The 23,324-nt window shown below is 65.6% G+C and carries 34 protein-coding genes; 28 read left to right on the top strand and 6 right to left on the bottom strand.

Annotated features, from left to right (window positions below; translation table 11 throughout):
* Positions 1 to 32: 32 nt before the first annotated feature.
* The gene (locus J0J10_RS23460; protein ID WP_291649647.1) at positions 33 to 1,289 is read right to left on the bottom strand and encodes a M20/M25/M40 family metallo-hydrolase; all 1,257 of its coding nucleotides are present in this window, start codon (positions 1,287 to 1,289) and stop codon (positions 33 to 35) included.
* A gap of 274 nt (positions 1,290 to 1,563) precedes the next feature.
* Positions 1,564 to 1,878, bottom strand: coding sequence for a hypothetical protein (locus J0J10_RS23455; RefSeq protein WP_291649645.1), 315 nt, complete (start codon positions 1,876 to 1,878; stop codon positions 1,564 to 1,566).
* 88 nt (positions 1,879 to 1,966) lie between these two features.
* Between J0J10_RS23455 and J0J10_RS23450 the strand changes: the two genes are divergently transcribed.
* From J0J10_RS23450 to J0J10_RS23440, 3 genes are all read left to right on the top strand, one after another.
* Positions 1,967 to 3,358 (top strand): sigma-54-dependent transcriptional regulator, encoded by a 1,392-nt coding sequence (locus J0J10_RS23450; protein ID WP_465247247.1) that lies wholly within the window; start codon positions 1,967 to 1,969, stop codon positions 3,356 to 3,358.
* Complete coding sequence (locus tag J0J10_RS23445) at positions 3,351 to 5,372, top strand: sensor histidine kinase (protein WP_291649643.1); 2,022 nt, start codon at positions 3,351 to 3,353, stop codon at positions 5,370 to 5,372. The genes J0J10_RS23450 and J0J10_RS23445 overlap by 8 nt, the downstream gene beginning before the upstream one ends.
* A gap of 277 nt (positions 5,373 to 5,649) precedes the next feature.
* On the top strand, positions 5,650 to 7,311 hold the full coding sequence (locus tag J0J10_RS23440) for an OFA family MFS transporter (protein WP_291649642.1): 1,662 nt from the start codon (positions 5,650 to 5,652) through the stop codon (positions 7,309 to 7,311).
* A 306-nt stretch (positions 7,312 to 7,617) separates the two neighbouring features.
* Here J0J10_RS23440 and J0J10_RS23435 read toward each other — a convergent pair whose 3' ends face one another.
* On the bottom strand, positions 7,618 to 7,845 hold the full coding sequence (locus J0J10_RS23435) for an HAD family hydrolase (RefSeq protein WP_291649638.1): 228 nt from the start codon (positions 7,843 to 7,845) through the stop codon (positions 7,618 to 7,620).
* A gap of 517 nt (positions 7,846 to 8,362) precedes the next feature.
* On the opposite strand from J0J10_RS23435, the gene J0J10_RS23430 reads away from it, so the two are divergent.
* Positions 8,363 to 8,701 (top strand): hypothetical protein, encoded by a 339-nt coding sequence (locus J0J10_RS23430; protein WP_291649636.1) that lies wholly within the window; start codon positions 8,363 to 8,365, stop codon positions 8,699 to 8,701.
* 15 nt (positions 8,702 to 8,716) lie between these two features.
* Here the strand turns inward: J0J10_RS23430 and J0J10_RS23425 are convergent, their stop codons facing one another.
* Positions 8,717 to 9,160, bottom strand: coding sequence for a zinc ribbon domain-containing protein (locus J0J10_RS23425; protein ID WP_291649634.1), 444 nt, complete (start codon positions 9,158 to 9,160; stop codon positions 8,717 to 8,719).
* Positions 9,160 to 9,870 carry a LexA family transcriptional regulator gene (locus J0J10_RS23420; protein WP_291649632.1) on the bottom strand — a complete coding sequence of 237 codons (711 nt, stop codon included), beginning with the start codon at positions 9,868 to 9,870 and terminating at the stop codon, positions 9,160 to 9,162. Before J0J10_RS23420 ends, J0J10_RS23425 begins: the two co-directional genes overlap by 1 nt.
* 139 nt (positions 9,871 to 10,009) lie before the next feature.
* Between J0J10_RS23420 and J0J10_RS23415 the strand changes: the two genes are divergently transcribed.
* The 18 genes from J0J10_RS23415 (at position 10,010) to J0J10_RS23330 (ending at position 19,627) form a co-directional block, all read left to right on the top strand.
* Positions 10,010 to 10,258: a helix-turn-helix domain-containing protein gene (locus J0J10_RS23415; protein ID WP_291649630.1), complete on the top strand. Its 249-nt coding sequence runs from the start codon at positions 10,010 to 10,012 to the stop codon at positions 10,256 to 10,258.
* The gene (locus tag J0J10_RS23410) at positions 10,258 to 11,160 is read left to right on the top strand and encodes a ParB/RepB/Spo0J family partition protein (RefSeq protein ID WP_291649628.1); all 903 of its coding nucleotides are present in this window, start codon (positions 10,258 to 10,260) and stop codon (positions 11,158 to 11,160) included. Before J0J10_RS23415 ends, J0J10_RS23410 begins: the two co-directional genes overlap by 1 nt.
* Positions 11,157 to 11,498 (top strand): hypothetical protein, encoded by a 342-nt coding sequence (locus J0J10_RS23405; protein ID WP_291649626.1) that lies wholly within the window; start codon positions 11,157 to 11,159, stop codon positions 11,496 to 11,498. The genes J0J10_RS23410 and J0J10_RS23405 overlap by 4 nt, the downstream gene beginning before the upstream one ends.
* Positions 11,495 to 11,752 carry a hypothetical protein gene (locus tag J0J10_RS23400; RefSeq protein WP_291649623.1) on the top strand — a complete coding sequence of 86 codons (258 nt, stop codon included), beginning with the start codon at positions 11,495 to 11,497 and terminating at the stop codon, positions 11,750 to 11,752. Before J0J10_RS23405 ends, J0J10_RS23400 begins: the two co-directional genes overlap by 4 nt.
* A 318-nt stretch (positions 11,753 to 12,070) precedes the next feature.
* Positions 12,071 to 12,355 carry a hypothetical protein gene (locus tag J0J10_RS23395; RefSeq protein WP_291649621.1) on the top strand — a complete coding sequence of 95 codons (285 nt, stop codon included), beginning with the start codon at positions 12,071 to 12,073 and terminating at the stop codon, positions 12,353 to 12,355.
* The gene (locus J0J10_RS23390) at positions 12,352 to 14,514 is read left to right on the top strand and encodes a Mu transposase C-terminal domain-containing protein (RefSeq protein WP_291649619.1); all 2,163 of its coding nucleotides are present in this window, start codon (positions 12,352 to 12,354) and stop codon (positions 14,512 to 14,514) included. Before J0J10_RS23395 ends, J0J10_RS23390 begins: the two co-directional genes overlap by 4 nt.
* 63 nt (positions 14,515 to 14,577) lie before the next feature.
* Positions 14,578 to 15,342 (top strand): AAA family ATPase, encoded by a 765-nt coding sequence (locus J0J10_RS23385; RefSeq protein ID WP_291649617.1) that lies wholly within the window; start codon positions 14,578 to 14,580, stop codon positions 15,340 to 15,342.
* Complete coding sequence (locus tag J0J10_RS23380; RefSeq protein WP_291649615.1) at positions 15,342 to 15,923, top strand: hypothetical protein; 582 nt, start codon at positions 15,342 to 15,344, stop codon at positions 15,921 to 15,923. Before J0J10_RS23385 ends, J0J10_RS23380 begins: the two co-directional genes overlap by 1 nt.
* Positions 15,923 to 16,300, top strand: a complete 378-nt coding sequence (locus tag J0J10_RS23375) for a transcriptional regulator (RefSeq protein ID WP_291649614.1) — start codon at positions 15,923 to 15,925, stop codon at positions 16,298 to 16,300. The genes J0J10_RS23380 and J0J10_RS23375 overlap by 1 nt, the downstream gene beginning before the upstream one ends.
* On the top strand, positions 16,300 to 16,479 hold the full coding sequence (locus J0J10_RS23370) for a hypothetical protein (RefSeq protein ID WP_291649612.1): 180 nt from the start codon (positions 16,300 to 16,302) through the stop codon (positions 16,477 to 16,479). The genes J0J10_RS23375 and J0J10_RS23370 overlap by 1 nt, the downstream gene beginning before the upstream one ends.
* A 19-nt stretch (positions 16,480 to 16,498) precedes the next feature.
* Positions 16,499 to 16,828 carry a hypothetical protein gene (locus J0J10_RS23365; protein WP_291649611.1) on the top strand — a complete coding sequence of 110 codons (330 nt, stop codon included), beginning with the start codon at positions 16,499 to 16,501 and terminating at the stop codon, positions 16,826 to 16,828.
* 23 nt (positions 16,829 to 16,851) lie between these two features.
* Positions 16,852 to 17,319 (top strand): helix-turn-helix domain-containing protein, encoded by a 468-nt coding sequence (locus J0J10_RS23360; protein WP_291649609.1) that lies wholly within the window; start codon positions 16,852 to 16,854, stop codon positions 17,317 to 17,319.
* Positions 17,309 to 18,154 carry a DUF3164 family protein gene (locus tag J0J10_RS23355; RefSeq protein ID WP_291649607.1) on the top strand — a complete coding sequence of 282 codons (846 nt, stop codon included), beginning with the start codon at positions 17,309 to 17,311 and terminating at the stop codon, positions 18,152 to 18,154. The genes J0J10_RS23360 and J0J10_RS23355 overlap by 11 nt, the downstream gene beginning before the upstream one ends.
* Positions 18,155 to 18,162: 8 nt before the next feature.
* Positions 18,163 to 18,444 (top strand): host nuclease inhibitor protein, encoded by a 282-nt coding sequence (locus J0J10_RS23350; RefSeq protein WP_291649606.1) that lies wholly within the window; start codon positions 18,163 to 18,165, stop codon positions 18,442 to 18,444.
* A gap of 1 nt (position 18,445) precedes the next feature.
* Positions 18,446 to 18,640, top strand: coding sequence for a hypothetical protein (locus J0J10_RS23345; RefSeq protein WP_291649605.1), 195 nt, complete (start codon positions 18,446 to 18,448; stop codon positions 18,638 to 18,640).
* Positions 18,637 to 18,900, top strand: coding sequence for a hypothetical protein (locus J0J10_RS23340; RefSeq protein WP_291649604.1), 264 nt, complete (start codon positions 18,637 to 18,639; stop codon positions 18,898 to 18,900). The genes J0J10_RS23345 and J0J10_RS23340 overlap by 4 nt, the downstream gene beginning before the upstream one ends.
* Positions 18,897 to 19,310 (top strand): thermonuclease family protein, encoded by a 414-nt coding sequence (locus J0J10_RS23335; RefSeq protein ID WP_291649602.1) that lies wholly within the window; start codon positions 18,897 to 18,899, stop codon positions 19,308 to 19,310. The genes J0J10_RS23340 and J0J10_RS23335 overlap by 4 nt, the downstream gene beginning before the upstream one ends.
* Complete coding sequence (locus J0J10_RS23330) at positions 19,307 to 19,627, top strand: hypothetical protein (protein ID WP_291649600.1); 321 nt, start codon at positions 19,307 to 19,309, stop codon at positions 19,625 to 19,627. The genes J0J10_RS23335 and J0J10_RS23330 overlap by 4 nt, the downstream gene beginning before the upstream one ends.
* 69 nt (positions 19,628 to 19,696) lie before the next feature.
* On the opposite strand, the gene J0J10_RS23325 is transcribed toward J0J10_RS23330, so the two are convergent.
* Positions 19,697 to 20,335 carry a hypothetical protein gene (locus tag J0J10_RS23325; protein ID WP_291649598.1) on the bottom strand — a complete coding sequence of 213 codons (639 nt, stop codon included), beginning with the start codon at positions 20,333 to 20,335 and terminating at the stop codon, positions 19,697 to 19,699.
* Between the two features lie 152 nt (positions 20,336 to 20,487).
* Between J0J10_RS23325 and J0J10_RS23320 the strand changes: the two genes are divergently transcribed.
* From J0J10_RS23320 to J0J10_RS23295, 6 genes are all read left to right on the top strand, one after another.
* A complete protein-coding gene (locus J0J10_RS23320; protein WP_291649597.1) occupies positions 20,488 to 21,093 on the top strand; it encodes an ORF6N domain-containing protein in 606 nt (201 codons plus the stop codon).
* Between the two features lie 3 nt (positions 21,094 to 21,096).
* The gene (locus J0J10_RS23315; protein WP_291649595.1) at positions 21,097 to 21,306 is read left to right on the top strand and encodes a hypothetical protein; all 210 of its coding nucleotides are present in this window, start codon (positions 21,097 to 21,099) and stop codon (positions 21,304 to 21,306) included.
* A 31-nt stretch (positions 21,307 to 21,337) separates the two neighbouring features.
* Positions 21,338 to 21,568, top strand: coding sequence for a hypothetical protein (locus J0J10_RS23310; RefSeq protein ID WP_291649593.1), 231 nt, complete (start codon positions 21,338 to 21,340; stop codon positions 21,566 to 21,568).
* Positions 21,565 to 21,972, top strand: a complete 408-nt coding sequence (locus J0J10_RS23305; RefSeq protein ID WP_291649591.1) for a regulatory protein GemA — start codon at positions 21,565 to 21,567, stop codon at positions 21,970 to 21,972. The genes J0J10_RS23310 and J0J10_RS23305 overlap by 4 nt, the downstream gene beginning before the upstream one ends.
* Entirely contained in the window at positions 21,969 to 22,373 is a 405-nt protein-coding gene (locus tag J0J10_RS23300) for a hypothetical protein (RefSeq protein WP_291649589.1), read from the top strand. The genes J0J10_RS23305 and J0J10_RS23300 overlap by 4 nt, the downstream gene beginning before the upstream one ends.
* A gap of 128 nt (positions 22,374 to 22,501) precedes the next feature.
* Positions 22,502 to 23,320 carry a peptidoglycan-binding protein gene (locus tag J0J10_RS23295; protein ID WP_291649587.1) on the top strand — a complete coding sequence of 273 codons (819 nt, stop codon included), beginning with the start codon at positions 22,502 to 22,504 and terminating at the stop codon, positions 23,318 to 23,320.
* The last annotated feature ends 4 nt before the right edge of the window (positions 23,321 to 23,324 follow it).

Below are 23,324 nucleotides of genomic sequence, written 5' to 3'. Positions count from 1 at the left end.
TTCCCCCAATGTTTTCGATTTTGATGTGAACTTCAGCCTTCGCCGCCGAGGAAGTCCCAGGCGGCGAGGGTGTGTGTCTTGACGACTGCGAGGAACTCGGAGACCGGCACGCTCTCATTGGTCATCGCCATACGGCCCGGCGCCGGGCCGTAGACATAGGCGGGCACGTTGCGGTAGCGCCAGAACTTGCAGTCGGTCGCGCCGAGCGAAGGCACAGCGACCGGCCTGATCCCCGTGACGGTTTCGGCGTTTCTGGCAAGCAGGCCGACCATGCGGTGATCGTGGGCGCAATAGGCGGCCGGATTGCTGGCGGCTTCCTGCACCGACATCTCGGTCTGGGGAAAGTCCTCGAGAATCCCGGCAATGACCGCCAGGACCTGCTCGGCCTTCAGACCCATGGGCAGCCGGATATCCGCCTCGACGCGGCAGTGGTCAGGGATCATGTTGACCTTGAGGCCGGCCTGTACCACGCCGATGTTCAGTGTCGTCCGGGTCGCGACGTCCGCGGCGCCGGGGCCCATCGCGGCATCCATGGCGTCGCGCACGTCGGCTTTCGCCATGTGGGCCGCCAGATCCGGCGGCAGATCCGGCGTCATCGTCTCGACGATTGCAAGGCGGGCGATCAGGGCTGCCGCGACGCGGCTCGCACTCTCGGTCCTGTGCACATAGGCGCCATGGGCGCCGGCCGTCCGCACGATGAAGGTGATCCGCAACGTTCCCTTTTCCGCGAAGCGGATCGCGTGGAGGCTGCCCGGCTCCGCGTTGATCATGCAGTCGCCCTGCCAGCGGGTATCGTTTTCCAGGAGCCAGCGGCTGCCGTATTTGCCGCCCGTTTCCTCATCCGACACGGCGGTCAGGCCGAGGCTTCCGCGCAGCTTGCTGCGATAGCGATGCAGGTAGCTGAAGGCGATGATGGAGGCGGCGGTCCCCGTCTTCATGTCCGTCGTGCCGCGGCCATGAATGTAGCCGTCCTCGAGATCGCCCGACCAGGGATCGCGGTCCCAGCCCGCACCGTCTCCGACCGGAAAGACGTCGAGATGGCCGTTCATCACGAGCCGCTCGCCGGTGCTGCCGCCGTCGAACTCGCTGACGACGTTCGGCATCGTCGCCTGGGGCGCGATGATCGCCGACCCGATGCCTCTTTGCTCCAGAAAGGCCGAAACGAGGCCCGCAGCTTCGCGGGTGTCGCCCGGCGGATTGGGCGAGGGCGCCCGGATAAGGCGGCGGAGAAAATCGACGAGCTGATCCTGGTCGCGGTCGATCGCGTCGAGAAGTTCTTTGTGAGACATGTCAAAGCGCCTTAGTAAAAGGTTTTACTAAAAAGGCTGGGATCGTGTCCGATGTCAATCGGCTCTGCGCGAGAAATTCGGATCGCAGGCGAGCAGCGCGTCGGAACGACGCGTACGGGGCTGGGGGAACTGTTTGCCGCGAAAGCGGAGAGTCGCGTCGCGCACGGCTTACGCCGATGCGGCTGTTCGAGGAGATCGAGGCGAGGACGGGCTATGCCGGCGGTTGCGGCGCGGTCCGTCGTCCTGCCCGGCGCCGGCAGGGCGAGGATGCCGCTCACGCTCTGTGATCGAAGCAATCTTTGACCGTCGGATAGGGCGCATATTCGGCCGGGCGGTCGTAGCAGCGCCGGCCGCATCCGGGCACAGGAACGATCCCACCGAGAATCGGCCGATCGTCGCCTTGCGGCGGACCGCCATGGCGCGACATCGGCGGCTCGATCTTCTGCCGCCGCTCGTCATTCAACCAAGACAAGCGGCTCTTGGAACGCGCCGCTCCCCTGAGACGCTTGCGTCGCGAGCTGCGCGGGGGCACGTCAATTCGCACGATCTGGACGTGCCTTCCCCAGGCTGAATGGGCAGCTGGTTGCATCGGCACGCATCCGGTTTGATGATCGCCGCTTCGGCCTGCTCCGGCGGCGCCGCAACGCAAGATAAAAACGGACTTCAGGTCGGGAAACGTGACGATCGACGTTGAGAGGGCGCCTGCTCCGGCCCTGCAGGATCCGGAATTCGGCCCATGGCTGGCGCAGGCCACGATTCTCGTCGTCGACGACGAGCCGGGGATGCGCAACTTCCTGCTGCGTATCCTCGGGCCGCGCTGCAAGCGCATCGAGGAGGCGGCCGATGTCGAGGAGGCGGCGCGCAAGCTCGATGCCCAGCATTTCGACGTCGTCATCCTCGACAACATCATGCCGCGCAAGAACGGCGTCGACTGGCTGGCCGAGCAGCGTGCCACCGGCTTCTTCTCCGATGTCATCCTGATCACCGCCTATGCCGATCTCGATACGGCGATCCAGGCGTTGCGGGCCGGCGTCGTCGATTTCGTCCTGAAGCCGTTTCGCTCGAACCAGATCCTCAACGCCGTCGCGCGCTGCCTCGACCGGGTCCGGCTCCAGCGCGAGAACATCGTGCTCAGGCACGAGCTGCGCTCAAGTTCCGACCATATCCTGCTGCGCGACAGGCTGATCGGGAACTCGGAGGTCATCGCGCGCGTCCGGGAGACGATCGCGCGCGTCGCGCCGCTGCCATCCTCGGTGCTGATCACCGGCGAGTCCGGCACCGGAAAGGAGGTCGCGGCGCGCTCGCTGCACGCCTTGTCCGACCGCGCCGACAAGCCCTTCGTGCCGGTGAACTGTGCCGCGATCCCGGCCGACATGCTCGAGAGCGAGCTGTTCGGCCATCTGAAAGGCTCCTTCACCGGCGCCAACGCCTCGCGCGAAGGGCTTTTCCTGCATGCGCGCGGCGGCACGCTATTCCTCGACGAGATCGGCGAAATGCCGGCTGCGACGCAGAGCAAGCTGCTGCGCGTGCTCGAAGACAGGCGTGTCCGGCCGCTCGGCTCCGAGCGCGAGGTGCCGATCGACCTGCGCTTCGTCTTCGCGACCAATGCCGACCTCGAAGCCGATGTCAGGCGCGGGCGTTTCCGGGCGGACCTGTTCTACCGCATCAACGTGATGCAGCTTCAGCTCCCACCTCTGCGCGATCGTGGTGACGACGTGCAGGAGCTCGCGACGCTGTTCATGCGCAGGCTGTCCCAGCAGCTGGCGATGCCGCAGGTGCCGATCGAAGCCGGCATACGCGCCGCGCTGGCGCGCTATCGCTGGCCGGGCAATGTGCGCGAACTGCGCAATCTGGTCGAGCGTGCATTGATCCTCGGCAAGTTCCCCGAGGATTTCGGCGACCGCCTGGCGCCGCAATCCGGCGCCGCAGACGAAAGCCTGGAAGAGATCGAGCGCCGGCACATCCTGGCCATGCTGCAGGAGACGGCAGGGGACCGCAACGAAGCGGCGCGACGGCTCGGCGTTTCGCGCAAGACCATCGACAGGAAGTGCGCGGCCTGGAATGTCTGACGCCACGGTCCAGGCGCCGGCGCGGCGCGGACGCTCGGTCCGCTACAGATTGCTGGCGATCGCGCTGCTGCCGTTCCTGGTCGTGGTCCCGCTGCTGCTGGCGCTCGTCATCGGCCGCCTCAACACCAAATTCGACGCGCTGCTGATCACCAAGGTCAATGGCGATCTCACCATCGCGCATCAGTATTTCGCCCGTATCCTCGACAATACCAGCGACCATATCCGCGCGCTCGGCGACTCCGCAGCGTTCCGGACCATTGCCGACGCGGATAGCGGGCCGAAGCTGGCAGACTGGCTGGAGGCGAGCCGCAAGGAACTCGGCCTCGACTTCCTGAACCTCCTCGAAGGCGATGGCAGCCTGCTCGCCACGGCGCCGCAGACGGGCGAAACGCGTACCCGCAGGGATTGGCCGGTGATCGTTTCAGCTATGGCTGGGACGCCATCGACTGCGGTCGACATCTTCAGCGCGGAAGAGCTGGCCGCGATCTCGCCGGCGATAGCGGAGCGTGCCAGGGTCGAGCTGGTTCCCACCGAGAATGCTGCGCCGACTGACAGGGCGGCGGAGACGCGCGGCATGGTCGTGCACTCGGCGAGCCCGGTTCAGCTCGCCGATGGGCGCAGGGCCGTGCTGGTCGGCGGCCTCCTGCTCAACCAGAATCTCGTCTTCATCGATACGATCAACGATCTGGTCTATCGCCAGGCCAGCTTGCCGGAGGGCAGCCAGGGCACGGCGACGCTCTTCCTCGACGATGTCCGCATCAGCACCAATGTCCGCCTGTTCGAGGGTCGGCGGGCGCTGGGAACGCGCGTCTCGGCGGCCGTGCGCCAGGCCGTTCTCGGCGAGGGCCGGACCTGGCTCGACTCCGCCTTCGTCGTCAACGACTGGTACATTTCGGCCTATGAGCCGATCAGCGACAGCCATGGCAAGCGCGTCGGCATGCTCTATGTCGGCTTTCTCGAGACACCGTTCCGCCACGAGAAGCTGATCACGCTGGCGACGATCATCGGTGCCTTTCTGCTCGTCACGGCGCTCAGCGTGCCGATCTTCCTGCGCTGGGCGCGGGCGATCTTCAAGCCGCTCGAGCAGATGACCGACACGATCTCGAAGGTCGAGGGCGGCGATCTCGACGCCCGTACCAGCCTGCCCGCCGCGCGCGATGAGATCGGCCGCGTTGCGACGCATCTCGACGAGTTGCTCGACCGTCTGCAGGCGCGCGACCGGCAATTGCGCAGCTGGAACGAGGAGCTGAACAAGCGCGTCGCCGAGCGGACGCGCGAGCTGGAAGCCGCCAACAAGGAGCTGGAGCTCACCACCAAGCAGCTCGTCATGTCGGAAAAGCTCGCCGCGATCGGCGAGATCACCGCCGGCGTCGCCCATGAGATCAATAATCCGGTGGCGGTGATCCAGGGCAATCTCGACGTGGTCCGCCAGGTGCTCGGCAACCAGGTCCAGCTTGCCAGCACCGAGTTCCGCCTGATCGACGAGCAGATCCGCCGCATCGAGGACATCGTCACCCGGCTGCTGCAATTCGCCCGGCCGGAGGAATTTGCCGGCTATCTCGAGCGCCATGCGCCGCGCGACGTGATCGAGCATTGCCTGCCGCTGGTGCAGCATCTGCTCAACCGGGCCGAGATCGACATCGTCGAGGATCATCGCGCCACGGGCCTCGTCCTGATGAACCGCACCGAGCTCCTGCAGGTGCTGGTCAACCTCATCGTCAACGCGATCCATGCGATGCCGTCGGGCGGCACTGTGACACTCCGCGACTTCGACGAAGAACGGCAGGGCACGCCGGGCATCGTGATCGAGATCGCCGATACCGGCACCGGCATGGATGCCGAGACGCTGGCGCGCATCTTCGATCCGTTCTTCACCACCAAGAGCCGGGAAGGCACGGGGCTCGGCCTCTCGATCAGCCAGAAGCTGATCCTACGCCAGGGCGGGGCGATCAGCGCCGAAAGCGAGCAGGGCAGGGGCACGCGTTTCCTGATCTGGCTGCCGCAGGCTCTTTAGCCCGAACATTTTGTCCGGCAGCTTGGACAATTTGTCCGAAGTCCGCCTGCTTTAGAATTCTAACTATTTGAAAATATTCGGTTCCCGCTCTCGGCATGAGCTTTGCGCTGTGATCGACAAGATCGATCGAGCGATAGGGGGGACCGCACGGGCGTTTCGCCGAGACGGCCATCGGGCCGGCGATGACAAGGCCGGCGCCTGAGCGCGACGGCCAATCAAAGCAACCATAACCAGAAACTGAGGGACCGCCGGTATCGGCGGCGAGGAGGAACGATTCATGTCCACTGCGACAGGAACCTTTGACGAGGGCCGGGCGGGCGCCGGGATTCTCGATCGCGAGCGCACCATCGCGAAAGCAGGCTTCAACCGCTGGCTGGTGCCGCCGGCTGCGCTCTGCATCCATTTGTGTATCGGCATGGCCTATGGCTTCAGCGTGTTCTGGCTGCCGCTGAGCCAGGCCATCGGCGTCAGCAAGCCTGTCGCCTGCGGGGCCGATGTCGGCCTGATCGGCTCGCTGTTCACCACGAGCTGCGATTGGAAGATCGCCGATCTCGGCTGGATCTACACGCTGTTCTTCGTGCTGCTCGGCTCCTCCGCCGCGATCTGGGGCGGCTGGCTCGAGCGGGTCGGTCCGCGCCGGGCAGCCTTCGTCTCGACGATGTGCTGGTGCGGCGGCTTGCTGATCTCGGCCTTCGGCATTTACACCCACCAGCTCTGGCTGATGTGGCTCGGCTCTGGCGTGATCGGCGGCATCGGCCTCGGTCTCGGCTACATCTCGCCGGTCTCGACCCTGGTGAAGTGGTTCCCGGACCGGCGCGGCATGGCGACCGGCATGGCGATCATGGGCTTCGGTGGCGGTGCGATGATCGGCTCGCCGCTCGCCGACATGCTGATGAACTATTTCAGGACACCGGAATCGGTCGGCGTCTGGCAGACCTTCGTGGTGATGGCGGGGATCTATTTCGTCTTCATGATGGCGGGCACCTTCGGCTACCGCATCCCGCCGGCTAATTGGCGCCCCGACGGCTGGACCCCGCCGACGACGCAGAATGCGATGATCACCTCCGGCCACGTCCATCTCAAGGATGCGCACAAGACCCCGCAATTCTGGCTGATCTGGTCGGTGTTGACGCTCAATGTCTCGGCCGGCATCGGCGTGCTCGGCATGGCCTCGCCGATGCTGCAGGAGATCTTCGCGGGCTCGCTGATCGGCAAGTCGGAGATCGGCTTCGCGGCACTCGATGCCCAGCAGAAGGTGCAGGTCGCTACCATCGCGGCAGCCTTCGTCGGCCTGCTCTCGCTGTTCAATATCGGCGGCCGCTTCTTCTGGGCCTCGCTGTCGGACAAGCTCGGGCGCAAGCTGACCTACGCCACCTTCTTCGTCCTCGGCATTGTGCTGTATGCGCTCTCGCCCTGGGCGGCGCATGCCGGGTCGCTGGCGCTGTTCGTGGCCTTCTTCTGCATCATCCTGTCGATGTATGGCGGCGGCTTCGCGACCGTGCCGGCCTATCTCGCCGACATGTTCGGAACGCAATTCGTCGGCGCGATCCATGGCCGCCTGCTGACCGCCTGGTCGACGGCCGGTATCGTCGGCCCGGTGGTGGTGAACTATATCCGCGAGGCGCAGATCGCCGCCGGCGTGCCGCGCGCCCAGGTCTATGACCGGACGATGTACATCCTCGCCGGCTTCCTGGTGCTCGGCTTCATCTGCAACCTGCTCGTCCGCCCCGTCGCGACCAAATGGTTCATGAAGGATGCCGAGGTCGCGGCGCTCCAGGCCAAGACCGCCAAGGCCGGTGCCACGGCGCAATACGGCTCCTTCGGCATCGGCAAGGGCGGTTTCGACACGGCCGCCCTGCTCGCCTGGGCCGTGGTCGGCATCCCGATCATCTGGGGTGTCTGGATCACCCTGTCGAAATCGCTCGCGCTGTTCCGCTGAGGCGAAATCGGCTTCGCACCGCGAAGCTCGAGTGTTGCATGCCTCCGGCGCGAGCCCGAGGCATGCGTTTTTTTGCGCGGGTGGCGCCCGTCCGCCTCCTGCACGCCCCCGCGATGCTGGCTTTCGGGGCCGGAACTTGCCTGGACCGGCCGCGTGAATGGGATGGCCGGCGTCCGTGATCCGAGCCGCCGGCCATCATCGGCAGGGCGTTGCCGCGTTGGTGATCTCCGGCGCGAGGCCGAATGTCAGGCTCGCTTGCGACAAGGCAAATTTCGCCGGTGCGCGAACCCGGTCCGGCCTGCCGGACTATCCTCCGGCCGCTCGACGCTCTCGCTGCTCCTGATCGGCGTGGAATTCCGGCCGGCGCCAGAATGCCTCGAGCGTCTCGATGACCAGGGCCGCGCCGCTGAAATCCTCGCCGGCACTGTAGAGGCTCGGCGTGACGATGGTCGGCTGCCCCGCGCCGATGGCGGCGCGCAGGCCGTTCTGCGAATCCTCGAAGCAGAGACAGTCACGCGCCTGTGTAACGAACAATCACATGGCAATGAGGCGGGGTTAGGCGGGTGGCCGTGGAATTACGCGGTTGGCGGTAAAAAGCGGCGGCGATGCAAGGGCTTAGGCGGCAGCCGGAGCGGCAGTTATTGCCATTTGATTGTTCGTCGATTTCGCGGCCAGAAACCCCGAATGCCAGAAAGCCAGAAATCGGGCCTGCCGCTAACCCTTTGAAAAGCTGTCAGGCGGCTCCGGCAAACCCGGAACAAATCCGCAGTGCAACAACCCTGCTTCCGAGTTCCAAAAAACGCTGCGTTCCCAAAGCGTTGCGCCTGAAGAATGGGGGGCACGCCCATTCTCGAACTCGGAAGCGGTTTCGGCTAATAGCAGCGTAGCACCTTCGGCCGCTCGGCCACCTTGCGCGACAGGTTATCCCCGCTGTTCACTGCGTCCGGCGCTCCTGACTCGCCGTGTCATGCAATGGGCTTGAGAACAAAATAAGAACGCCCTTCGATAGGGCTGCCCCAGCGGAAGACTGGGGCGGCAACAGGAGAGAGCCATGAGTAAAGCCAAGCGGGAGACCGCCGCACACCTCACGTATTTCGTTGTTCAGGCCTACAAGGCCGTGAAGGGGATGAGGGGTGGTATTTCCGCCGAGGACCCGCGCGAGGCGCGCGATCACAACCATGCGATGGCGCTCTTCGAGCGTCTCAAACCAGGCAGGGCCGGGATTGTCGCCTTTCGGCGCACGGGATCGCCTGCGACCGGAGAGTTCGAAGATGCGGTGATCATCGCCCGACACGGCCGCCTTCCGGCCGAGGTTGATGGGCTCGTCGACGAAACCGAGCTCGAGGCCGATAGCTGGGACCTCGGTGAAGGCGATTTGAAGGTCGCTTGAAGACTTCCGGCCCCGCTATAGCGGAGCCGGATCACTCAGGCGCGCATCATTGAACGGGTGCCCGCAGAAGCGACATTTTCTTGCCTCTAGCTTAACCTGCTCGGCGCAGTCCGGGCAGACTTTCAGTGCACCGGCGGTAACGGGCTGATCGTCTGAATTTCCTTCGACCCTCCGTTTAGGAAGAGTGAAGATCGCAATCAAGAGCGCGATTGTGGACGGAATAAATATGGACAGAGCGAATGCTATTTCATACGCCGGCTTTGCATGTAATGCTTGGTACTCAGGTGTATGAAAATCAGGTCTCGACCTCTGTGCGCTATCCATAAAAAGCGCGAACGCAATATTGACTGCAAATGCAACGACAAACCAAACCGCACCTATTCTATGTTTTTTACGTTGTGCAATAAAGCCTATAAAGATGGGCTGCAAGATGAAAAGAGATACGGTAAGCCACAACATTATATTTTCCCTCCTGCCCAGACGATCTTACCAGCGATCCGCAGCGCCTCAGCATCCGGCGCCGCCAGCGTCTCGGATTCATAGCGCTCATTATCGCTGATGAGCACGATCTTGCCCTCCCAGCCTCGGCCAATCCGCTTGATGCGGACATCCCTGCCGTCAATTAGCGCGTAGACACCTTCGACCCGAGGCACCTGCGATCGAGTATCGAGCAGGCAGATCGAGCCGTCGCGGATGGTTGGCTCCATGCTGTCGCCGCCGAGCTCGAGCAGCCGCGCGAAGGTTTCCGGTACTCCCAATTCGTACAACCAGGCCTTTGGGAATGGCAGGTGGCCGATTGTCTCCGGAAATGGGTTCTCGATACCCGGTCCCGCGCTGGCGACAACCGCCAGCCGCGGTATGAATACGACCTCCGAAAGGGCCTCTTCATCGTCAGCCAAATCCGACTCGCCCAGATATGTCGGCCTTTCGATCTGGGCTGACATATCTGGGCGCACCTGTTCTCCATAGAGAATCTGTTCCACGGAAATTCCGCAGAAGCGCGCGATAGCGGCGAGTTTGTAAGCGCCAGGCTCATTATCGGCCTTGAAATAGCGCTTTATCGTGCTTTCCGGCACGGACGACCCATCGGATACTGCCTTGGTGCCGCCGCTTTTGATAACGGCCGCCTCAAGTCGCTCACCCCATCCGGGCGTTGGGAGCCAGCTCATATGTGATCTTTCGGGATCATATTTTCAAAGTTTGCCAAAATCTGACTTGACGACAGCTCACATATGTGGACTTATCGCACAAGTGCCGTCCAGATGTGTGGTTAACACGCCAAATCCGGCATTGCGAGACAGGACACTCATGGCAAGCAATTGGACCAAGCAGGCCATCATTTTCGCGCTACGCGAGAAGGGCATCACCGCTGCCGGACTGGCGAGGCAGAACGATCTCAGCCGCTTCACGATCTACAGCGGGATGGAGCGGCCGGCCCCGAAGGTCCAGAGCCTCATTTCCGAGGCCCTCGGCGTACCGCGCCAGCAGATCTGGCCGCAGTTCTACGACAAGCAGGGCAATCGCATCGGCCTGATCGGCGCGTCGAGGGCCGCCTGATGCGCGACGTGCTGTCCTTGTCGTCGGCTCCGGCGCTGCCCGAGCATGAAATCGAGGTCGAGATCGAGGCCATCGACGTCGTCAACCGCCTCCGCCTCGTCGATCGTGCCTATGTCGAGATGATCGCAGCCTCGATCTCCGAGACCTATCTGCACCAGCCGATCGCGGTCGCGACGACGCCAGGCGCAAGTAACCGCTATGTGCTCGTCGACGGCGAGAACCGGCTGGAGGCCTACAAGCTTCTCGGCCGCGCAACGATCCCGGCCCGCATCCGTGAGCTGACGCGCGAGGAGCGCGAGAAGCACGAGATCCATGCCAACCTGATCCGCAATGAGCTCACCGCGCTCGATCGCACGGTCTTCGTCGGCCGCCTTGCTGATATCTTCGCCGCGGAAAACGCCGGCGCGCAGAATGGCGGCGACCGCAAGTCGAAGAAATGGCGCCAGAAAAATCAGTTCGCCAACTTGGCGAACTGGTCGAGCTTCTCGAAGGACGCGGCCCGTCGCACCGGCCTGTCGACCCGCTCGATTGACCGCACCCGCGAGCTTTTCGGCAAGCTCTCACCCGACGCCGTGGCGCTGATCCGCGGCACGAAGGTCGCTGACAACCAGGTGCAGCTGCAGGCGCTGGCAGAGATGGAGCCGGAGCGGCAGGTCGCGGTCGCGAAAGCCATCGCAGAGGGCGCCGGCAACATCGCCAAAGCCCGCATCGTCGCAGGCTTCGTGCCGGAAGGCGGTGTCGTCCGCGAGGCGGAGCAGCTCCTGGCCAAGCTGGAGGCGCTGCTCGGGCGGCAATGGTCGCTCGATCAGCTGCGTGCCGCGAATGCGATGATCGAGGCGAAAATCGTCGCCGCCGAGGCTGCGCAGAAGCCCGCCCGCGCAACGAAGGGAAAAACAGCATGAGCGAGCGCTACTACGACGCGATGTTGGCCCTCCACGACCTGTTCGTGGCCGCAGAAGAGGTCCTGACGTGCGCCCCCAAGGACGAACACGCGCTCAATCTCGTCAGCTTCGAACTGGACCGGAAGGTCTGTGTCGCGAAGGCGCTGTGGATCCAATCTGGTGTTCATTACAAGGATCAGCGCCCTGACGATCAGCGTCGCTACAGCCTCCTCCATCGGGCGCGCGAATATTGGACCTGGCGGGCAAGCCAGGAGGATGACGATGACTGTCGTCTGTCCTCCGTTGTGGTTGACATGCCCGAAGTGCCTCTCCGGCTCGTGTCGGGGGATGCGGCATGAGCACGCTTTCGCCTGATATCCTGAAGGTCCGGCTCGATGTCGTGCTGGCCCATCTCGGCTTGGAGGCCGATCTGCAAGCGGCCTTTGAACGCTGGATCGCGATCGAGGACTTCGACGTCGACACGGATGTCGACCGGCTGCTTCTCACCGCCGTCGCTGAGGTCTTACCTCCTGACCGCGCCTTAGTCGCCCTCATCCATACTGCCTACACCTTTCGCAAAAGCCTCGCGGAGGCGCGCGATGGCCTCGGCTGAGCCTGCCTTCTGCAATTCGTGCCGGTTTTCCGCCCAGATCTCGAGCGCGCGGATCAGATCGTCCCGCGAAACCGTCTCCAAACGGGCGAAGACCTCCACGGTCACGCGCGCCAGGGCGTTCGGCCACATTGCGTCCCCGGCGCGGTCGGTTCGGCGGGTGCGGCCGGCCTCAATTCGGGCCACCCTCTCGGCTGGCGTCTTCCTGGCCATTTCAGTTTCCTCCTGTGGGTCGAGTCGCAACGCCCATCATGGAGGAGGCACGCGCGGCGGGGTCAATCCCCCCGATCTCGCCGCGCGTCGCGCCTGCGGAGGCTGCCGGTGAAACAGGGCGGGGACATCGAGATTTTCACGGCGCTGTGCCTGCTGAGCGATGCGGTCCAGGAGATGCTCGACGCTCGCACAGGCACGCGGCGGCACGACCGGGCGATGGCCAGGCTGCGGAGGGTGAGCGCTACCGTCGGCATGGTCATGTTCGACGCGCCGATGCGGCTCGAGGCTCTCGATGATGCCGAGTGGAAGCGTCGTATCAAGCTGCTGAATGCTCATGCCCTGGAGGTCCAGCGTTGGTGCCGTGAGAAGCAAGCCGCGGAGGCCTGCCGGTGAAGCTCTGGCTGACCTCGTCCGAAATCGCCGATCTCGCGCTGCCGGGCATACCGGAGACCGATCGCGGCATCCGCATGCTCGCCGAGCGCGAGGATTGGACGCGCTTCTCGGCGCTCTGCCGCCAGCGCTCCGGCCGCGGCGGCGGTCTGGAGTATCACGTCAACCTGCTGCCGGTGGTTGCTCGCGTCGCCTATTTCGGTGCCGCGGCTCCGGCGCCGACCGCGGGGGCCGCGCTGCAGGCGGCGCCAGAGCCGTCGCCGGGCACAACCAGCAAGGCAATTCAGCAGCTTGACGCGCGCCTTGCCGTGCTCGCGGCCATGGAGGCCTTCATTCGCGCCTCCGAGATGAAGCAGACGGTCGCGATCAGTTGTTTCGTTGATCTCTACAATCTCGGCAAGATCGATGTACCAGGCTGGGTGGCGCGGATTCTGCCGCGGTTGGCTATGCGCACGGTGCTGTCCTGGCTTTCGGACTCCCGGAAGGGCGAAACCCAGCGCCTTGCCGTTGACCGCGGCGCCTCACGGCGAGGTCAGGGGGTGCTCGATGCGGCCTTTGACGGCGAGATCAAGCATTTTACGCTCGCACTGCATAGCTTCAACGATCTCTACACGGCACGCCAGCTCCACGAGGCGATCGAGGGCAAATTCGGCGCGCGCCTAGCGGAGGTCGGCCTTACATTGCCCGGCCAGCGGGCCTTTGAAATCCGGTTCAACGCCTGGAAGCAGGAGTTCTCGGCCGGGCTGCTGCAGATGATCGACCCGGACGCTTTCCGCAACAAGATGCGGGTTTCCGGCAGCTACGCCTATATGGCCCCGCACCTCAACGCGCTCTGGCAGATCGACGCCTCGCCGGTCGATGCGCTCTGCGAGGACGGCCGCCACTCCATCTATGTTTGCATCGACGTATGGTCGCGCCGGCTGATCCTCTTCGTTTCGAAGACGCCGCGCTCCGAGGCCGTGCAGTTACTGATGCGCAAGGCAATCCTCGCCTGGGGCGTGCCGGATGCTGTGAAAACCGACAACGGCTCGGATTTCGTCGCCCGCGCCACGGTCCGGCTCTTTGCCAAGCTGCAGATAGAGGCGATCCGCTCCGATCCGTTCGCACCCTGGCAGAAGGGCTATGTCGAGCGTCATATCCGCACCTTCCAGACCGATTGCGCCCGCACTCTTCCGGGTTTCGTCGGCCACAACGTCGCCCAGCGCAAGCGGATCGAAGGCCGCAAGGCTTTCGCGGCGCGGCTCGGCCAGGACGAGAACGATGCATTCAGGGTCACGCTGACCGGGGCCGAGCTGCAGGCCGAATGCGATGTCTGGGCCGACCAGTTCTACGCGATGCGTCCGCATAGCGGCATCGGCAAGATGACCCCATTCGCTCGGGCGGCTTCGTCGACGCGCACGATCCGCGCCGTCGATCCGGATGCCATCGCCATGCTGCTGATGCAGGCCCCGGACAAGGAGGGCTTGCGCACCGTAGGCAAGAATGGCGTCCGCGTCGGCAACTTCCACTACCTCGCGCCGGGGCTTGTCGTCGGCCAGAGCGTCTTCGTCCGGCTCGATCCTCACGACGCCGGCGTCATCTGGCTATTCGATCCGGAAACCGACCGCCTGCTGGCGCGTGGCGTCAACAGCGAGCGCGAAGGCATCGATCGCGCCGCTCTGGTTGCCGAAGTGCGCGCCCTGCAACAGCAGGATATCGACGAGAAGATGGCGGCCGTCAAAGCCTCGCGGAAGGATATTGGCGAGCGAACAGTGCTCGACTTGCGCCGCCAGCGCGCGGCCGAGGAGGCCGGTAACCTCGTCGCATTCCCGCCGCGCTCCGAGATCCACACCACGCCGGCGCTGGACGCCGGGATCGAGGTCGCGGCCATTCGGCGCGGCGATGCACCGGAGCCGGCCCCGCTCTCGGAGGCCGTCGCCGCAATGCACCGGCTGATCCAGTCGGAACCGGTCGCTCCTGCTGCCGAGAACGTAGCGGTCCTGCACCCGGTCGAAACACCCGGCATCCGCTTCCGCCGCGCGCTTGCTCTCGAAGAGGCCCTGGCACGCGGTGAACCGCTCGAAACCGACGATGCGCTCTGGCTCGGCAGCTACCGGGCCAGCGCTGAATACCTCGGCCGCAAGGCCATGTTCGAGGATTTCGGGGAGGCGGCGTTGCGTTGACGCCCACCCAAAAAAGAAGCCCCGGCGAACCGGGGCATCAAAGTTGAAATCGAGGTGATAATGATGACGAACAGCCCCGAAATCAAGCCGAAAGGCGGAATTGCTCCCCTCAAGAACGTCGCGGCGCTGATGACGTTGGCGCAGCGCCTGATCCATCGCCCGAGCCATCTGCCCGGCATCGGCGTGTTCAACGGCCCCTCCGGCTACGGCAAGACCCAGGCGGCAACCTGGGTGCAGAACAAGACCGGCGCCATCCGCCTGGAGATCGGCGACTGGTGGACGCCGACGACTTTCGCGGTCGCGCTGATGAAGGAAATCGGCGTTCCGGAGCCGAAAGGGCCACGCTGGCGCCTTATCGAGGACGCCATCGGGCATCTCGCGCAGCCCGGCCACCCGCCGCTCATCATCGACGAGGCCGACCAGGTCATGTCGAAGGGCTTCGTCGAGACGATCCGGCAAATCCATGAGGCGACGAAGGTCCCGATCCTGCTGGTCGGCGAAGAGCGGCTGCCATCGAAGCTGAAGGTTTCGGAGCGCACCCATAACCGCGTCCTCGACTGGGTCGCCGCCCAGCCCTGCGATGCCGAGGATGCACGGCTCCTGGCCGATACCTGGGTGCCCGCCGGCTACACCATCTCGGATGCGGCGCTGGAGCGCGTCCGCCGCGACAGCCAGAGCAAGCACCGCCTGATCTCGGTCAACCTTGAGCGGATGACCGAATGGTGTCGCGTTCACGGCGTCAAGGAGCTCGACGCGTTCAACGAGGCCCTTGCCAATGGCGAGCCGGCCGCGCGCGCCCTCGCCAAGCCGGTCCGGAGGGTCGCCTGATGCCGGCGCTTCGCATCGACGATCGGCCGCACGGGCCGGCCCACTACTGGAAGGTTATGCGCGAGCTCGGGAGCTTCACGGCCGCGGACGTGCATGGCCGGAGCAATGGCGGCAGCCGCGGTGCCGTCATCCGCTATGTCCGCGCCTGCGCCGAGGCGGGCTATTGCGACCGCGTCGGCGAGAAGACATCCCAGAAAGGCCGTCCCATGCCTGTCTATCGCATGGCGGACACGCGGCGCCTGACGGCTCCGACCTTCCATGTCGAAAGTGACCGAGGCCGTCGTCAGCAGCAGCTATGGAACGCCGTCCGGGCGCTTAAGAGCTTCACGGCCAAAGAACTGGCAATTACGGCATCGACGGATAGCGTGCGGGTCTCGCTGCCGATGGCGTGCCAGTACTGCACCCGGTTGACCGGTGCAGGCTATCTCTGGATCGAGCAGGACCGCCAGCCAAAGCGATATCGCGTCAATCCCACCCGCATGACCGGGCCGCTTGCTCCATCCTTCCATCGCAACAGCGGCACCGGCGTCGATCGCAATTTGCGGCAGGCCGTTAACCTTAACGACTCGGAGCACTCGTGATGGCACGTGCTCCGCTTGACCAGGTCGCGAAGGCTAGGGCCGCGTGGGGCGAGGCCATCCCAGCTGAGGTGCTGGCCCTCGCAACTGCCTGCCGGGCAGAGACCTCGCGCGCCGTCGCAAAGCGCCTGGGCTATTCGGACGCGGTGATCAGCTATGTGCTGGCAAACCGCTATCCGGGCGACCTTCCGAAGCTCTTCGCCAAAGTCCGAGGAGCCTATCTCGGGGAAACAGTCGATTGCCCGGAGCTCGGCGAGATGACGCGGGATACCTGCCTCAACTGGCAGGTTACGCCCTTCGCTGCGACGAATTCGACGCGCGTGCGGATGTTCCACCGCTGCAAGACCTGCCCCCACCGCCAGCAGAAGGACGTCGCCTGATGATCACTCGCGTCTACCTCTATGCCAGCATGCTCGCGGCCTGGGCGTCGGCTTATTCGTCCGGCGCGCTCGCGGCCCATGCCACCAGCCTCAGCGTCGAGATCGCCATCTTTGTCATCGGCAGCGGCGTCACCGCCTTAGCTCTTCTCTGCGTCGCCGACGCAGCGGGAGGGCGCTGACATGGTCCTTCAAGCCGAATTGAAAGCCGATCAGCGCACCCTGCAGGCCGCGCTCGATGCCCAGGTGGACGTAGCTTCAGTCTCGCGTCACCCCGTCCACCTGGGCGATCTTGTCCCGATTCCGCTCGCGACGGATCGCAAGATTCGCGACGCGGTCGAGGCCGAGATGCTGTCGATCGCCGTCGAGCAGCCGCGCGGGCTCGGCCTCAGCGACGATCTGCGCCACCTCTCCGGCCAGGTCGAGCGCCAGCTCGCCCTCGATGTCGATCAGGCGACCGATCGTCGTTTCATGCGCCATCTCAGCTATGCGCTGCGCGATCTCGCGGCCGACGCGGCGGGGCTGCGATGAGCGACCGCCTCGTCAGGCTCGACATGATCATCTCGGTGGTCGAGGCCACGACCGGCCTGTCGCGCCGGGCGATCCTCGCCGATCGCAGGGATTCCGAGCATGTCCGCGCTCGGTTCGCCATCTACTGGCTGGCCAGTCAGCTCACCCGGTTCAGCCTGGCAGAGATCGGCCACCGATTGGGCCGGGACCATTCATCGGTCCACCACGGGATATCGCGCTGCGAGGAGCTGCGCGCCTCCGATCTCGACTTTCGCGCGACCACCGACGCCATGCTGCTGATCCTGCAGGCCGCCGACCGCGCCGGTCATATCCGCATCGCCGTGGCGACCGACCCGATTGCCACCGCCCGCCGGGTGCTCGCCCGGCCGGAGCGCGAGGCGGTGCGCGTCTCCACCGCCGAGATCATCGCCATGGCCCGCGAGCTCGTCGCTCTGCACGGGCCCGATGACGAACCCACGCCGTCCCCAAAGGAGCTTGAAGATGCAGTCTGATGTGAACCACGGCGCCAATCTCGGCAGGGTTGCTTTCGAAGCCGCCGCTGCCAGACCCGAGTCCGGCGCGCTCTTCGCCGTCGAGAACTGGGACTCGCTCAGCGACGACGCGCGCTCTACGTGGTCCGCGATCGCTGCCGCTACTGTATCCGCCGCTGGCTTTAGCCCCTTCCGCTCCCACGTCGCCAGTGTCGTAGCGGCGAACGATGCGGCGCTCGCTGGCACTGTCGAATTCAGTGGCGGCAAGTTCATGCGCGATGCCAGGGGCAATCTGATTGGCCTTGGCCAGATCAAGCCGCAGCGTCTCCTCGAGGACGAGATGGTCCGCAAGGTGATGTACTTTGCCCGCGAGCTCTCCGACCAGGTGCGGCGCTTCAAGGGGCACACCTTCGCCGACCTGGCGGCCTTCCAGTCGCTGCTCGAGCAGCAGTACAAGGTCCCGCCCAGCACCGGTAAGGGCAACTGCTCCTACACCACCTTCGACGACAGCATGCGCGTCGAGGTGAAGATCGCCGACCAGATCACCTTCGGCCCCGAATTGCAGGCAGCCAAGCGCCTGGTCGACGAGTGCCTGAAGGAATGGGGCGCCGACAGTCACGAGATGATCCGTTCGCTCGTGAACCGCATCTTCAGCGTCGAGAAAGAGGGCCAGATCAACCGCGGCGATCTGTTCACCCTGCTCGCGATCGAGCACAGCGATCCGCGCTGGCAGAGTGCCATGGAGGCGATCCGCGACTCCATCCGCGTGATCGGCACCAAAGCCTATCTGCGCTTCCGCGTCCGTGACGACCAGGGCGCCTGGTCGACTGTCACCATCGACCTCGCAGCGGCGTGAGGTGCGAGATGACACTGTATCGAGCCTATTGCTGGCGCGGTGGGGTGATCGAGTTCGGCCCCCGCATTCCCAACGGCGCGCTGCCGATCGACCGTGGCACAGAGCGCTCCGTGCGCGGCCGGGTCGAGCCGCTGGCCCGCCGAGCCTATCAGGCCGGCGTGCTGCTCGTGCCCGGCATTCCGGAGGCAGAGAACGATGTCGCCGCCCTCGAAGCGTACGAGCGCTTCAAGGCCCTGATCGACCGGAAGCGCCGTGCACCACGGCTGCCTCTGTTCGCGAAGGGGGCATGACATGGTGCCCTCCGACTTCCCTCGCGAGGCCCTCGTCCAGGTCGAGACCTTCGACCACGAACAGGGCGAGCTCGCCTTCAGGGCCCGCGTCGTCGGGCCGTCCAGCGCCTCGCATCTGCGGGTCCGGGCCGATGACGGCCTGATCTTCATCGTGCCGGCGGCGGACTGCCGGCTGATCGAGGAGGAAGCCCGGTGAGCATCCTCTTCTCCAAGGCCAAATCGGGCCAGTGCCTTTGGATCGTTTGCGATGCCGTCGAGGGCAGCCGCGACCTGTTCGGCGGGCGGCGTGTCTGCGGCGCGCCAGTCTCCCAGCCGACCAGCTACTGCATCGGCCATCGCCTCGTCGTCTACGAGCGCTCGCAGACGGCACACAAGCCGCCCCTCGAATTCACGCTCCTGCGGCGGCCGCCCGAGCCCGAAACCCACCACCGCGACCTGACGGAGATCTTCGGATGAGCTCCCTGCACCGCACCTTCCTCATCGCAGCTCTGCTCGCCGCTACCCCAGCCGCGGCTGAGACCATCCCCGGCTCGCGCATCGTGATCATCGACGGCGACACGGTCGCGCTTCCTGTCGGCGAGCGCCTTCGTCTGCTCGATATCGACGCGCCGGAGAGCTTCCGCTCGTCCTGCGAAGCCGAGCTTGTCGCCGGCCTGAAGGCAAAGGAGCGGCTGAGGCAGCTTCTACGCGACCAGGACGTCACGATCGAGCGCAGCGGCCGTGATCGTTTCAAGCGCACGCTCGGCCGGCTGTTCACCGAGGACGGCGACGTCGGCGAGATCCTGCTGACGGAGCGCCTGGCGCTGCCCTACGTCCCCGGCCGGAAGGCCGAGCGCGATGCGCATTGGTGCGGAGGTCGGCGATGACCGCCCCGAAGGTCTCCCTCGCCGAGCAGATCGAGGCCGTGCGCTTCGCCGAGACGCGCCAGCGCAGCCTGGCCGACGGCAGGACCATCAAGGAACTTCGCGCGCGGCAATTCGCCCAGCGCGACCTGGAGGCGCTCAACGCGGCCGCCCGCTCGCTCACCGTGCTGAAGGACGATGCCGAGCAGATCAGGGCCTTCCTGAAGCTGCCGGCCGAGGCTCGCGAGGCGGTTCTGCGCCACGGCGAGACCATGGGCCAGACGTGCCTGGAAGCTGCGAAGCGCGAGGCGATCGCCAAGGCCGGAGGGCCGGTTCGGTGAAGGGCGATCGTTCCGATGCGCAATCATGGTCGCAGCACGCCGAGTTCATGGCAACGTTCAGTTGCGCGGCTAGCGCGTCGGTCGCCGATCTCCTCGTGCTTGCTCGCGATGTTCAAAAACCTCGCGCCGATAGTCGCGGGCCGCTCCGGCCAGGATCGACAGGAGCACCGCTGTCCCTTGCACTATCGGTGGCGCGTGTCGGGGGTAGGGGATGCTGAATTCGTTGCCTGCTGCATGCTCCAGCTGCGCCGCGATGATGGCGTATTGCCATCGGCGCCAGAACTCTTCGGCGCCTGCGGGCGAGAGCTTCAGTTCTAGGTCGGGGCGGCCCGACTCGGCCAGGCGTCGCAGCGCGAAGTCAACCTCGACTATGCCGGACGGCGCCCAGCGATGGCCGGTCTCCTTCGCAGGCGCCTCCGCAAGGGCCGCGTTCTCGAAGAAGAGCCTCGATACCTCCTCGGCGCTCGCAAAGTCCAGTTTGGGCCTCGCCGATTGCAGCGGGCAGGCGGCATCCAGGAAGATGGCCCAGAGCTCCTTGCCGAGGTCCTGCATATCCACCTCCACCGCACTCGCCGCCACAACGACGGTGACAGCTTGCGCGCGAGTCGTGGAGTCCTTTTTGACAAACGGCGCGAAGCGCCCCATGGTTAACGCGTCGGTGAGCGGCTTCGAACCCGTGATCCGATCGACCAGACCAGTGGCGGCCACGCACCGAGAGCGCGTCTTCACAGACGAGATCATCCGGGAGCCGCATGCGTATGTCCAGGGCGTGAGCCTAAAGGCATGCGGACAGCCGTCCACTGGCGGCCGTTTCGAACTCCCGGAGCCGTCGCAGGCTTCGGAAACCAGTGGAGACACGCATGCAGACCCTTCATTCCATCACCGGCCTATCCGCGCGCATCTTCGAGGCGTCGGGACGCGAGCCTTTCATGCTCGCCGCCGATCTGGCGGAAGCTTACGGAACACAGACCGATCGTGTGACCGAGCAGGTCCGCCGCAATCCGGATCGTTTTCCGGACGACTTCGCCTTCCGGCTCACGGAAGCGGAGCTGAAGGTTTTGAAACCGCAAAATGCGGTATCAACCAAGGCAAACCGCGCTCTTCCGCTGGTCTTCACCCATGCCGGCGCGCTGGCGCTTTCGGGGGTTCTCAAGACGCCGGTGGCAGCCGAGGTCTCAGTAATCATCCACCGCGCCTTCGCGGCGCTGGAGAAGCGGGCCATGGCGGAGACGCGCTTCCTGCTCGCCAGGCTGCGCACGGATGCGACGCGAGCCAGGCCGATCACGGCGCTGGCGGTCGCGGGCACGCGCGAGGGATTGAGCTTCCACGCGATCTGGGCTGGCACCAGCTATTCGCGGGAGAAGCTCGCTTTGGAGCTGCGCTTGTGCGAGGCGCGCGGCCTGATCGAGGCACTTCCGGCTGGCACGCCAGCCCTTCAGCCGGACTTGTTCACGCAACAGGTCTGAGCCATGCCGGCCCCCCCGAACTGGCTCGACTTCGAAGAGAAGCTGCGCCGCCTGCACATGCTGCTCGACGGGCTCGCGACGATCACCATGCCGGTGACGCGGGACGACGAGTTCATCGACATCAGGCGGGACCGCCTCGCAGCTCTGATCGACATCCCGGCGCGCCAGGCCGAGAGCCTGTACGCGGACTTCCTCGCCCTGCGCACCGGCTGATCCGGCCGCGGCCCTTCTCCGGAAGGGCCGCATGACCATGGCCCGCTTCCTCGCCGCCCGTCCCGCTCCCTCTGACGCCGCGCCCCTCATGGCGCTCCTGGCGTCGAGCGAGCTCGCGGAGATCGAGGCGCAGCGTCGCCGGCTCATGGCGGTGATCGCCAGCATCGCGCCGCGCCGTTCCACCATCATTGAAGGCCGTTTGAAGCAGCTCACCCGCAAGGCGCTGGAGCTGCGGATCGCGATCGCGAGGTGCAGCCGATGAGCCATCCCGCCATGCTGGCCAAGATCCACATCGCCAGGAAGGAACTGGCGCTCGACGAAGACGCCTATCGCGGCCTGCTGCGCCGCGTCGCCGGCGTCGAGAGCTCGCGCGAGCTGACCGATGCGCGCGCCGCGGCCGTCATCGCCGAATTCAAGCGCCTGGGCTGGCAGCCGAAAGCTTCGACCAGGGCGCCGTCCGAGCGCGCCGAGATCCGCAAGATCTACGCGATGTGGGGCGCGCTGCATTCCGGGCCGCTCGACCGCGCTGCGCTGCGCAGCTGGGTACGCGGTCGCTTTGCCGTCTCGGCGCCCGAGTTCCTGAAGCCGGCGCAGGCGCGCGAGGCGATCGAGCAGCTCAAGGCCTGGCAGAAGCGCCTGCTCGACGAGCGGAAGCCGGAGCGATGATCCAGCGCGCCGATCTGCCCGGCCTGCTCGGCGAGATTGCCGACGCGACCGATATCGACACCGCGCTGATCGTGGCGCGGGCGGTCGGCGGTACGCGCGTCGACATCCCGCGAGCGGCGCCGGACGGGCATTGGCTGGTCGCCCTGGTCGGCCGCGAGCGCGCCGACAGCATCTGCTCCGGCCTGACAATCGAGGATGCGGATGGATCGCGGCGGGGCGTGCGCCACGAGGTCATCCCGCGCGGTCCTATGGGCGTGATGTCCGTCGCCCGCCGGAACGCCATCGATGCGCTGGAAGCTGGCCAGAGCGCGCGTGCAGCAGCGCGGGCGGCCGGTCTGCACGAGCGCACGGTATTCCGGCTGCGGCGGCGCCTCGCCGGCGACCAGGGCGAGCTCTTCTAGACGCGCAGGCCGGATTGCTGCATCGTCGTCGACGCGCGGCAACCGCCATGAGGCCCCTGGGCTGACAGCTGCCAGCCCCATCAGGTCCGCGCCCTCCGCGCATCTTCGGCTTACAGCCGGAGTGCGCAATGTCCGCCAGCCTCGTATCACGTCTCGATGCCTCGGTGCTGCGCGCCATGGCGCCCGCAGTTCCCGTCAGCAAGCGGGCGCGGCAGACCGCGATCATCGCCGCGCTCGGCCCGGCGCTGCCGGTCGTGCTGCCGGAATTCGAGATCGTGACGCCCCGCCGGATCGAGCATTTCCTCGCTCAGGCCGCTCATGAATCCGCTGGCTTCAGCACAACCGAGGAGCTCGGCGGCGCCAGCTACTTCGCCCGCTATGACGGCCGTGCCGATCTCGGCAACACCAAGCCCGGCGATGGCGCGCGCTACCACGGCCGCGGCATCTTTCAGCTGACCGGACGGGCCAACTACCGGCGCATCGGCGGCCTTCTTGGTCTCGACCTGGAAGGCAATCCCGAGCTCGCGTCCGACCCGGTGGTCTCGCTGCGGATCGCCTGTCTCTACTGGCGCGATCGAAAGATCGGGCCGATGGCCGATGATGACGATCTGCTGCGCGTCACCCGCGCGATCAATGGCGGCCTGAATGGTCTTGACGACCGTCGCCGCTATCTCGGCAGCGCCAAGCGCGAGATCGCGGGCCTCGCCGCGGCCGCGATCGTGCCGATCGATGCCAGGCACTATCCGGTGCTGCGCCGCGGCTCGAAGGTCGACGCGGTCGAGACATTGCAGGTCCGCCTGCGCCTGCACGGCTATCCGCTGACGCTCGACAGCGATTTCGGCGCGGCGACGGAGCTCGCCGTCAAGGCTTTCCAGGCGTCCGCCGGGCTGGTCGCGGACGGCATCGTCGGCCCGAAGAGCTGGTCGGCACTCATCCCGCAGTCCTGAAAGG

It is taken from the genome of Allobosea sp. (genome assembly GCF_017308075.1).
Taxonomy (GTDB): Bacteria; Pseudomonadota; Alphaproteobacteria; order Rhizobiales; family Beijerinckiaceae; genus Allobosea.
The sequence above is the reverse complement of the archived record's forward strand: the minus strand, read 5'-3'. Positions and strand labels throughout refer to the sequence as shown.

Excerpts from the sequence above, each read along its gene's own strand:
- J0J10_RS23460 (WP_291649647.1), bottom strand. The coding sequence starts at position 1,289 with ATGTCTCACAAAGAACTTCTCGACGCGATCGACCGCGACCAGGATCAG.
- J0J10_RS23455 (WP_291649645.1), bottom strand. The coding sequence starts at position 1,878 with ATGCAACCAGCTGCCCATTCAGCCTGGGGAAGGCACGTCCAGATCGTG.
- J0J10_RS23445 (WP_291649643.1), top strand. The coding sequence starts at position 3,351 with ATGTCTGACGCCACGGTCCAGGCGCCGGCGCGGCGCGGACGCTCGGTC.
- J0J10_RS23440 (WP_291649642.1), top strand. The coding sequence starts at position 5,650 with ATGTCCACTGCGACAGGAACCTTTGACGAGGGCCGGGCGGGCGCCGGG.
- J0J10_RS23430 (WP_291649636.1), top strand. The coding sequence starts at position 8,363 with ATGAGTAAAGCCAAGCGGGAGACCGCCGCACACCTCACGTATTTCGTT.
- J0J10_RS23425 (WP_291649634.1), bottom strand. The coding sequence starts at position 9,160 with ATGTTGTGGCTTACCGTATCTCTTTTCATCTTGCAGCCCATCTTTATA.
- J0J10_RS23420 (WP_291649632.1), bottom strand. The coding sequence starts at position 9,870 with ATGAGCTGGCTCCCAACGCCCGGATGGGGTGAGCGACTTGAGGCGGCC.
- J0J10_RS23415 (WP_291649630.1), top strand. The coding sequence starts at position 10,010 with ATGGCAAGCAATTGGACCAAGCAGGCCATCATTTTCGCGCTACGCGAG.
- J0J10_RS23410 (WP_291649628.1), top strand. The coding sequence starts at position 10,258 with ATGCGCGACGTGCTGTCCTTGTCGTCGGCTCCGGCGCTGCCCGAGCAT.
- J0J10_RS23405 (WP_291649626.1), top strand. The coding sequence starts at position 11,157 with ATGAGCGAGCGCTACTACGACGCGATGTTGGCCCTCCACGACCTGTTC.
- J0J10_RS23400 (WP_291649623.1), top strand. The coding sequence starts at position 11,495 with ATGAGCACGCTTTCGCCTGATATCCTGAAGGTCCGGCTCGATGTCGTG.
- J0J10_RS23385 (WP_291649617.1), top strand. The coding sequence starts at position 14,578 with ATGACGAACAGCCCCGAAATCAAGCCGAAAGGCGGAATTGCTCCCCTC.
- J0J10_RS23380 (WP_291649615.1), top strand. The coding sequence starts at position 15,342 with ATGCCGGCGCTTCGCATCGACGATCGGCCGCACGGGCCGGCCCACTAC.
- J0J10_RS23375 (WP_291649614.1), top strand. The coding sequence starts at position 15,923 with ATGGCACGTGCTCCGCTTGACCAGGTCGCGAAGGCTAGGGCCGCGTGG.
- J0J10_RS23370 (WP_291649612.1), top strand. The coding sequence starts at position 16,300 with ATGATCACTCGCGTCTACCTCTATGCCAGCATGCTCGCGGCCTGGGCG.
- J0J10_RS23360 (WP_291649609.1), top strand. The coding sequence starts at position 16,852 with ATGATCATCTCGGTGGTCGAGGCCACGACCGGCCTGTCGCGCCGGGCG.
- J0J10_RS23355 (WP_291649607.1), top strand. The coding sequence starts at position 17,309 with ATGCAGTCTGATGTGAACCACGGCGCCAATCTCGGCAGGGTTGCTTTC.
- J0J10_RS23350 (WP_291649606.1), top strand. The coding sequence starts at position 18,163 with ATGACACTGTATCGAGCCTATTGCTGGCGCGGTGGGGTGATCGAGTTC.
- J0J10_RS23345 (WP_291649605.1), top strand. The coding sequence starts at position 18,446 with ATGGTGCCCTCCGACTTCCCTCGCGAGGCCCTCGTCCAGGTCGAGACC.
- J0J10_RS23335 (WP_291649602.1), top strand. The coding sequence starts at position 18,897 with ATGAGCTCCCTGCACCGCACCTTCCTCATCGCAGCTCTGCTCGCCGCT.
- J0J10_RS23330 (WP_291649600.1), top strand. The coding sequence starts at position 19,307 with ATGACCGCCCCGAAGGTCTCCCTCGCCGAGCAGATCGAGGCCGTGCGC.
- J0J10_RS23320 (WP_291649597.1), top strand. The coding sequence starts at position 20,488 with ATGCAGACCCTTCATTCCATCACCGGCCTATCCGCGCGCATCTTCGAG.
- J0J10_RS23315 (WP_291649595.1), top strand. The coding sequence starts at position 21,097 with ATGCCGGCCCCCCCGAACTGGCTCGACTTCGAAGAGAAGCTGCGCCGC.
- J0J10_RS23310 (WP_291649593.1), top strand. The coding sequence starts at position 21,338 with ATGACCATGGCCCGCTTCCTCGCCGCCCGTCCCGCTCCCTCTGACGCC.
- J0J10_RS23305 (WP_291649591.1), top strand. The coding sequence starts at position 21,565 with ATGAGCCATCCCGCCATGCTGGCCAAGATCCACATCGCCAGGAAGGAA.
- J0J10_RS23300 (WP_291649589.1), top strand. The coding sequence starts at position 21,969 with ATGATCCAGCGCGCCGATCTGCCCGGCCTGCTCGGCGAGATTGCCGAC.
- J0J10_RS23295 (WP_291649587.1), top strand. The coding sequence starts at position 22,502 with ATGTCCGCCAGCCTCGTATCACGTCTCGATGCCTCGGTGCTGCGCGCC.